This is a genomic window from Campylobacter sp. LR291e (assembly GCF_008633915.1).
Classification (GTDB): Bacteria; Campylobacterota; Campylobacteria; order Campylobacterales; family Campylobacteraceae; genus Campylobacter_D.
The window spans coordinates 1-1,969 of sequence record NZ_VJNV01000014.1; the positions used below are offsets into that span (position 1 = coordinate 1).

4 protein-coding genes are annotated in these 1,969 nt (G+C 23.4%); all 4 read left to right on the forward strand.

Going from position 1 to position 1,969, the window contains the following annotated elements; all coding sequences use genetic code 11:
* Positions 1–240: 240 nt before the first annotated feature.
* Entirely contained in the window at positions 241–555 is a 315-nt protein-coding gene (locus FMM58_RS08865) for a hypothetical protein (protein ID WP_223810300.1), read from the forward strand.
* Between the two features lie 145 nt (positions 556–700).
* The gene (locus tag FMM58_RS02280) at positions 701–895 is read left to right on the forward strand and encodes a hypothetical protein (protein WP_150141838.1); all 195 of its coding nucleotides are present in this window, start codon (positions 701–703) and stop codon (positions 893–895) included.
* Positions 896–1,204: 309 nt separating this feature from the next.
* A complete protein-coding gene (locus FMM58_RS02285; RefSeq protein WP_150141839.1) occupies positions 1,205–1,528 on the forward strand; it encodes a hypothetical protein in 324 nt (107 codons plus the stop codon).
* A gap of 50 nt (positions 1,529–1,578) precedes the next feature.
* Positions 1,579–1,845 (forward strand): HAD hydrolase-like protein, encoded by a 267-nt coding sequence (locus FMM58_RS02290; protein WP_150141840.1) that lies wholly within the window; start codon positions 1,579–1,581, stop codon positions 1,843–1,845.
* The last annotated feature ends 124 nt before the right edge of the window (positions 1,846–1,969 follow it).

The following is a 1,969-nucleotide window of genomic DNA, read 5'->3' on the forward strand; positions in this document are numbered from 1 at the left end:
ATAGCCTTCAAAAAAAATTTAAAAAAAGTAATTTTTCATATGAAAAAAAGTTTTAAAGTCTGTTAAAAGATAAAAAATAAATAAAAAAATTGTGACAATGTAGTTTATTAAACTAAATAATAAAAAATTGACTGGTAAAAATATAAAATTATTCAATGGATTATTAAATTATAATTTAGAAACGCTTTTAAGTGTTGAAGAGATTGATAAAATTTATGTTTATTGTAGTGATGAAAGTATTTGTTCGTTTTTATCAAAAGAAGTTATTTTTTTAAACGTTCTAAATTTTTAGATAGTGATGATACTAATTTTATGCAAATTTTTGAATGTTTTAGCAAAAAAGTTGATGCTGATACTTATGTTTTTTCTCGTATTAGTGCACTATTTATCATAAAAAATACGATTAAAAGGGCGTTAAAAAGTATGTTAAGTGGTAAATTTGATTCTGCTTTCAGTGCCTATAAACTACAAAGATTATTATGGAAAAGTGATAAAATGCCTTTAAATTTTGATGATAGTAATATACTTAGAACGCAAGATTTAGAGCCTTTATGATGAAATTCCAGCAATTTGTGTTTTTAAAATATAAAAGACGAATTGGGTTAAATCCTTGTATAGTTAAAGTTGGTGCGATAGAAAGCATAGATATAGATTATGAATAAGATTTTGAGATTGCAAATTTATATGAATAAGGATAAGTATGAAATTTAGTGCTATTGTGCCTATATATACAGATTTGAAAAATAAGGAAAAGCATTATTTTGCCTTGATTAACAATAAGCCTGTATTTTTTTATTTGTTTGAAATCTTAATTGAAAATGCTTTTATAGATAAGGTTATTTGCTATTTTTCAAATGAAAATTTTTGCCAAAGGGAGTTTGATTTATTAAAATAGAAAAAAACGTAGACAATAAAAATACAAGGCTTAAAGATATTCTTAATTCTATAGCTAAAAATATATAGCGATTATTATATACTTTGTGCTATTTCTAGTCCTTTTATTAGCAATATTTCTTTAAAAGGAATTGAAAGTGTGTTAAGCGGAGAATATGATAGTGCCTTTTCTGTAAAAAAGATAACTTCCTTTGTATGGTTTAATCAACAAGCTTTAAATTTTAATCCAAACGATGTGTTAAGAACCAGTTAGATTAAGCTTATTTTTGTAGAAACTAAGGGTTTTTATATTTTTTCTAAAAAAGATTTATTGAAACAAAAATATTTTGAAGATAAACCAAAACAAATAGAAGTTAGCACAGATGAGGCATTAAATAAAAAAACAAAAGAAGATTTAGAATTTGCAAAGCTTATAAGTTTTAAATACCAAAAAACGCAAAATAAGTATTTTTTTATTTCTAAAATTTGTACTCATATTATTTTGGACATGGATAAAGTGATTATAAATTCTATAACTTTAATGGCTAGGGCTTGGAGTGAAAGTAGTGGCGAAAAATATGCAAGTTTTGATGAATATAAAAAATATATAGGAATTTCTTTTAATCAAATTTGTTCTAAGATAGGTGTTATTTAAAACAAAATTAAAAACATAAAAATAAATATTTTTCTTTTAGTCAAAAAAACATACAAGAAATAAGACTTTTTAACAATGTAAAAAGCACGTTTTCAAAACTTAGAAATGAAGGTATAAAAATAAGCGTTGTAACCAGCAAAGATTACCAAAATGCTTTAAGTATGCTTAAATATTTTAAACTTGAAGTTGATTGCTTGATTGTTTCAAATTCACCATTATATAAGGGCAAAAATAAATCCTTTGATGACCCTTTATTGTTTGCTTGTGTACAAACTCATATAACAATCGATGAAAGTATCTTTGTGGGTGATATTTAAGAGATTATCAAGCAACAAAAAATGCAAATATAGATTTTATTTTTGCAAGTTATGGTTATGGTGATATAAATTTTTAATGTTAATAAAATAAAAAATTTTAAAGAATTATTATTGCTAATTTAAT

Coding starts and splice junctions, on each gene's coding strand:
- FMM58_RS02280 (WP_150141838.1), top strand. CDS start 701: ATGAAATTTAGTGCTATTGTGCCTATATATACAGATTTGAAAAATAAG.